Source organism: Synechococcus sp. BA-124 BA4 (genome assembly GCF_034931165.1).
In genome coordinates, this window is sequence record NZ_JAYGIA010000012.1 from 22,072 (window position 1) to 28,071 (window position 6,000).

Sequence of the window (6,000 nt, forward strand, 5' to 3'; positions counted from 1 at the left end):
ACAACACCCCCCGATTCTTTCCTTCAATGGCTCGCGAGAAGTTTCAGAGGAACAAACCTCACGTCAACATCGGCACCATCGGCCACGTCGACCACGGCAAGACCACCCTCACTGCCGCCATCACCAACGTGCTGGCTTCCCTTGGCCAGGCCAAGGCCCAGGCCTACGACGACATCGATGGTGCTCCTGAAGAGAAGGAGCGGGGCATCACGATCAACACGGCCCACGTCGAGTACGAAACCGACAAGCGTCATTACGCCCACGTCGACTGCCCTGGTCACGCGGACTACGTCAAGAACATGATCACCGGTGCCGCCCAGATGGACGGCGCCATCCTGGTGGTGGCCGCCACCGACGGCCCGATGGCCCAGACCAAGGAGCACATCCTGCTGGCCAAGCAGGTGGGCGTTCCTGCCCTGGTGGTGTTCCTCAACAAGAAGGACATGGTCGACGACGAGGAGATCCTCGAACTCGTCGAACTGGAAATGCGTGAGCTGCTCAGCAGCTACGACTTCCCCGGCGATGACATCCCCATCATCGCCGGTTCTGCCCTCAAGGCTCTCGAGCACATCCAGGGCGGCGGCAAGGGCATCCGCGGCGAGAACGAGTGGGTCGACAAGATCCTCGATCTGATGGATGCGGTGGATGAGTCGATCCCCGAGCCTGAGCGTGAGATCGACAAGCCCTTCCTGATGGCTGTCGAAGACGTGTTCTCGATCACCGGACGCGGCACCGTGGCCACCGGCCGGATCGAGCGCGGCAAGGTGAAAGTGGGCGAAACCGTCCAGATCGTGGGCATCAAGGACACCCGCGAGACCACCGTCACCGGCGTGGAAATGTTCCGCAAACTGCTCGACGAAGGCATGGCCGGAGACAACGTCGGCCTGCTCCTGCGTGGTGTGCAGAAGGAGGACATCGAGCGCGGCATGGTGCTGGTCAAGCCCAACTCGATCAAGCCCCACACCAAGTTCGAAGGGGAAGTTTATGTCCTCAAGAAAGAAGAGGGTGGCCGCCACACCCCCTTCTTCGCTGGATACCGTCCCCAGTTCTATATCCGCACCACGGATGTGACTGGTCAGATCACGGCCTTCACCGCCGACGATGGCTCCAACGTCGAAATGGTCATGCCGGGTGACCGCATCAAGATGTCCGCTGAGCTGATCTGCCCTGTGGCCATTGAACAGGGCATGCGCTTCGCCATCCGCGAAGGCGGCCGCACCATCGGTGCCGGCGTCGTCTCCAAGATCGTCGCCTGAGGCTGAAACGGCTGCGCCGAGCCGGGGGCGGGGTCAACCCGTTGTTCCTGGCTCGGCCAGTCCTCTTGATTCAGGGGCTGACTTCCGCCACGGACTCTGCCCCTCGTCACGCACCTCGACAACTTGACCCAACCGTCCTCGGTTGTCTTCTGTGGGGATGAGAAAGGCCACCCCCGGCCCCATCCCCACCTCTTCTTCACTTCTCTTCCCGTTCTTCGGCCGCGGTCTCCGCCAAGGCCTGCGTCCCCACGAGTCCTGCCATGTCAGCCGCCATCGCTCAGCAGAAGATCCGCATCCGTCTCAAGGCGTTTGATCGCCGCATGCTGGATCTGTCCTGCGAAAAGATCATTGAAACGGCCGATCACACAGCCGCCACGGCCATCGGTCCGATTCCCCTGCCCACCAAACGCAAGATCTACTGCGTCCTGCGCTCGCCCCACGTGGACAAGGATTCCCGTGAGCACTTCGAGACCCGCACCCACCGCCGGATCATCGACATCTACAGCCCCACGGCCAAGACGATCGACGCACTGATGAAGCTAGATCTGCCCAGCGGCGTCGATATCGAAGTGAAGCTCTGAGCCACCAGCTGGCTCGTCGCGACGAATTCCTGGACCCACCCTCCCGGTGGGTCCTTTTTTTCTAGACTCATTTCATTGTTCAGGCTCCCCGAGCAGCCCCACTCAGCAACGCCCCGACCACCCTTTACCGCCCCGCCGACCTTCCGTGACTGATCTGGCCGTGAGGGAACTCCCACTCTTCCCCCTGCCGGATGTGGTGCTGTTCCCGCAGGAAGTCTTGCCCCTGCATATCTTCGAGCCCCGTTACCGCATGATGTTGCGAACGGTGCTGGAAACCGACCGTCGTTTCGGTGTGGTGCGCTGGGACCCGAATCAGCAGGAGATGGCCCAGGTGGGCTGCTGCGCTGAAATTCTGCAGTGCCAGACCCAGGACGACGATCGCAGCAACATCGTCACCCTGGGCCAGCAGAGATTTCGCGTGCTCGAAGTGGTCCGCGAAGCCCCTTTCCGTGTGGCCATGGTCAGCTGGATCGAGGACGATCCCAGTACCAGCCACGATGTGCTCCAGGATCTGGGCCATCAGGTCACCCAGGCCCTGCGGGATGTGGTGGATCTCACCGGCAAACTGATCGGCAAGCCGACCACTCTTCCGGTGGATCTGCCTGATCTTCCTCGGGAATTGTCCTTCTGGATCGGCTCCCACCTGGGAGGGCCCGTGGCCGACCATCAGCAGGCCCTGCTGGAACTCACCGACACCTCCGAACGGCTGCGCCAGGAATTCGCACTGCTCGATCAGACCAGGCGGCAGCTGGCCGCTCGCACGGTTCTGAAGGACACCTTCAAGGATCTGGGGGAACCCAGGCAGGAACCCTCCTGATGGTGCTCCCAACCTGGCTTCCGCCTCTGGCCATCGGAGCCGGAGCCGGTCTGCTCGGTCTTGCTCTGGTACGGGAATGGCAGCGCCGTGACCGCCGTTTCCAGAGCACGGCCACCGTGGCTGAGGCCTACGACCGCTGGACCGGGGACCGGCTGCTGGAAAACCTCTGGGGTGACCATGTGCACCTCGGGCACTACGGCACCCCCCCCAAGTCACGCGATTTCCGGGCCGCGAAGGAGCAGTTCGTGCATGAACTGGTGCGCTGGTCGGGGCTCGACCGGTTGCCAGCAGGCACCCGTCTACTGGATGTGGGTTGCGGCATCGGTGGCAGCGCCCGCATCCTCGCCCGGGACTACGGCTTCGACGTGCTGGGCATCAGCATCAGCCCAGCCCAGGTGGAGCGGGCCCGCCAGCTCACACCCGCCGGGCTCTCCTGCCGCTTCGCGGTGATGGACGCCCTGGCCCTGGAGCTGGAGGACAACAGCTTTGAGGCCGTCTGGAGCGTGGAAGCGGGACCGCACATGCCTGACAAGCAGCGCTACGCCGATGAACTGCTGCGGGTCCTGGCTCCGGCAGGGAAGCTGGTGGTGGCTGACTGGAACCGGCGCGATCCTTCCGACGGCGAGCTCAACGCTCTGGAGCGCTGGGTGATGAATCAGCTGCTGCACCAGTGGGCTCATCCGGAATTCGCCTCCATCCCCTCCTTCCGCCGCAACCTCGAGACCAGCCCCCATGGGCAGGGCGCTCCTGTGGACACCGCCGACTGGAGTGACGCCACCCTGCCCTCATGGATCGACTCCATTCTTGAAGGGGTGCGGCGACCGGGCGCCATCCTCAGCCTGGGTCCTGGGGCCGTGCTGCAGGGTCTGCGCGAAGCGCCGACGATCCTGCTGATGCACTGGGCCTTCAGCACCGGAATGATGCGATTCGGGGTGTTCCGTTACGACTCCTCGGACACGTTGGTGAGCGGGTAGGTCCCGAACAGGGCCAGGTGCTGGCAATGGACGCGCAGGGCCTCGATCGCTTCCTCCAGCAGCCGGGGGTCCTCCGGCATCTCCAGATCCACGAAGAAGATGTATTCGCCCATCTCCCGCTTGGAGGGACGTGACTCGATCCGGCTCATGTTGAGCTGCAGGGTCGCGAAGCAGCTCAGAGCCTCCAGCAGGGCCCCGGGGCTGTTGCTGCGCAGCGAGAAGGCCAGGCTGCAGAGCGTGGCCGGTTCCGCCTGACTTGCCACCTGCCGCTGCAGCATCAGGAAACGGGTGCAGTTTCCGGGTACATCGTTGATGGGATAAGCCAGCACCTCGAGGCCATGCTCCTTGGCGGCGCGGGGTGAGGCGACAGCCGCGCGGAAGCGGCTGCCGGCCACCAACCGGGCCGCTTCGGCGGTGGAGCTGGTGGGCAGCTGCAGGGCGTCACTGAGGTGTTCGCTCAGCCAGAGACTGCACTGGGCGAGGGCCTGGGGATGGGAGAGCACTTCACTGACCCGCTCGATCGGTCCGGACCCCAGCAGGGCATGGCGGATCGGCAGGACCAGTCCGCGGCGGATGCGCAGATCGGGGTGCTCCCAGAGGCCATCGAGGCAAGCGGTCACCCCTCCTTCGACGGAGTTCTCCACGGGCACCACGGCGGCATCGCAGCGGCCCTCCGCCAGGGCCTTGACCACCGAGCGGATACCGCTCTGAGCCAGCAACTCCGGCGCGTCGATCCCCTCGAGGGCCGCCAGATGCCGTGTCGCCTGCTCGCCGTAGGTGCCTGCAGGGCCGAGGAAGGCAACACGCATGGGGAGGAGGGGAAACTAGCGGTCGATAAGATCATCCCCCCCCGGCCACCGAGACGAGGCGATGACCCTGGCCTTCAGCGCCAGCCAGCAGCTCAGCCTCGCGATCGAGGAGCCTGCCGAAGACCTGGTGTCCTACCTCGACGACGAGGAGAGAGTGATCCAGGCCCTGCTCGACCCCAGCCAGCTGACCCGTCTCGGGCCGGGGCACTACCGCTACGACGTGACGAGGCTGCAGGTGTTCCAGCTTCAGATCAAGCCCGTGGTGCAGCTGCGCGCCCGGCGGCGGCCCGGACGCCTGGAGCTCGAGGCGGTGGAGTGTCACCTGGAGGGCCTTGGCCTGGTGGACGACTTCCAGCTGAATCTGACCTCCTGGCTGGAAGTGGCCGACCAGGGGCTGGAGGGGGCGGCCCGGATGGCCGTGAGCGTGAGCCGTCCTCCGATGCTCCGCCTGATCGCACCCAGGGTGCTCGAAGCCACCGGCCGCTCCCTGCTGGGCGGTGTTCTGCTGGGCATCCGCACCCGGGTGAGCCAGCAGCTTCTGAAGGATTTCAGCTGCTGGCGCGAGGGCCGCTGAGCACCCTGCCCAGGAAGCTGAGGCGGTGCAGACGGCTTGGGCCAAGGCGGGCCAGGGCCTCCCGGTGAAAAGCGGTGCCATAGCCGGCATGGCGCTCGAGGCCATAGCCGGGATAGCGGTCCGCCAGACGCTGGATCAGGGCATCGCGGGCCTGCTTGGCCAGCACGCTGGCGGCGGCGATCGCCAGACAACGGCGATCGCCATGGACGAGCGTGCGCTGGCGGCCCTGCCACATCCGCAGAGGGAGGACACCGTCGACCACCACCAGGGCAGGCACCCGGGGCAGGCGCTGCAGGGCCCTGACCATGGCCATCTCCGTGGCGGTCCGGATGCCGATGCGGTCGATGTCGGCGGCTGAGGCCTGACCGAGTGCCCAGGCTGAGGCCTGGGCGGTGATCAACGGCACCAGCCGCTGGCGGTGGTGAGGCCGCAGGGCCTTGCTGTCGGTCAGGCCAGCGGCGGCCAGGGATAACGCCGCCTGGGCCGGCAAGACCACAGCGGCGGCGAAGACCGGGCCGAACAGGCATCCACGGCCCACTTCATCCACACCGGCCAGGACCCGTGGGGTCACTCAGACGCTGGCGGAGGAGCGGCGGCGGCGGCGGCGGGGCTCACCTCCGGGATCGCCGTCCTCGACCAACGGCGTGGGAGGGGCCTCGCTGGGGGCTTCAGCCACGGCCACGGCACCGCCTTCCTCACGCGGTCGATGCTGGCGACCCCTGGGCTGGGAGCGCCCAACCCGCTCCGACCCCGGCGAGGACACCTGGGATACGGGGATCTGCAGCAGCGTGGACTCGATCACGGTGGTCATCGGAGCCTCGTCCGGCTCGCCAAAGGCCTCGGGCAAGGGGGTGATCTCCACCAGCGTCGACTGGGCGTCATCGTCAGGGCTCTCCTGGCGGTAACGGCTGGGGGCGTCGATCTCCCGGCGGGGTGTCGGTACCTCTCCGCTGGAGCGGGTGATGGGAGCGGTGGTGTCGGCTCCACTG

Annotated in this window: 7 protein-coding genes and 1 pseudogene; 5 read left to right on the plus strand and 3 right to left on the minus strand. The window is 66.0% G+C overall.

From position 1 onward, the window contains the following. The first annotated feature begins 26 nt into the window (after positions 1–26). The 4 genes from tuf (at position 27) to VB734_RS02225 (ending at position 3,628) form a co-directional block, all read left to right on the plus strand. Entirely contained in the window at positions 27–1,256 is a 1,230-nt protein-coding gene (gene tuf, locus VB734_RS02210) for an elongation factor Tu (protein ID WP_197166218.1), read from the plus strand. Between the two features lie 260 nt (positions 1,257–1,516). Beyond that, entirely contained in the window at positions 1,517–1,837 is a 321-nt protein-coding gene (gene rpsJ, locus VB734_RS02215) for a 30S ribosomal protein S10 (protein ID WP_006172311.1), read from the plus strand. 145 nt (positions 1,838–1,982) lie between these two features. Then, the gene (locus VB734_RS02220; protein WP_197166223.1) at positions 1,983–2,654 is read left to right on the plus strand and encodes an LON peptidase substrate-binding domain-containing protein; all 672 of its coding nucleotides are present in this window, start codon (positions 1,983–1,985) and stop codon (positions 2,652–2,654) included. Further along, positions 2,654–3,628, plus strand: a complete 975-nt coding sequence (locus tag VB734_RS02225) for a methyltransferase domain-containing protein (protein WP_197166224.1) — start codon at positions 2,654–2,656, stop codon at positions 3,626–3,628. Before VB734_RS02220 ends, VB734_RS02225 begins: the two co-directional genes overlap by 1 nt. On the opposite strand, the gene pheA is transcribed toward VB734_RS02225, so the two are convergent. Beyond that, positions 3,595–4,437 carry a prephenate dehydratase gene (gene pheA, locus VB734_RS02230; RefSeq protein ID WP_197166225.1) on the minus strand — a complete coding sequence of 281 codons (843 nt, stop codon included), beginning with the start codon at positions 4,435–4,437 and terminating at the stop codon, positions 3,595–3,597. The genes VB734_RS02225 and pheA overlap by 34 nt on opposite strands. A 61-nt stretch (positions 4,438–4,498) precedes the next feature. On the opposite strand from pheA, the gene VB734_RS02235 reads away from it, so the two are divergent. Then, positions 4,499–5,011: a DUF1997 domain-containing protein gene (locus tag VB734_RS02235; protein ID WP_197166226.1), complete on the plus strand. Its 513-nt coding sequence runs from the start codon at positions 4,499–4,501 to the stop codon at positions 5,009–5,011. Here VB734_RS02235 and VB734_RS02240 read toward each other — a convergent pair. Together VB734_RS02240 and VB734_RS02245 are read right to left on the minus strand one after the other, a co-directional pair. Continuing rightward, a complete protein-coding gene (locus VB734_RS02240) occupies positions 4,986–5,582 on the minus strand; it encodes a ribonuclease HII (RefSeq protein ID WP_197166227.1) in 597 nt (198 codons plus the stop codon). The genes VB734_RS02235 and VB734_RS02240 overlap by 26 nt on opposite strands. Further along, a pseudogene (locus VB734_RS02245) lies at positions 5,583–6,000 on the minus strand (ribonuclease E); the annotation flags it as partial.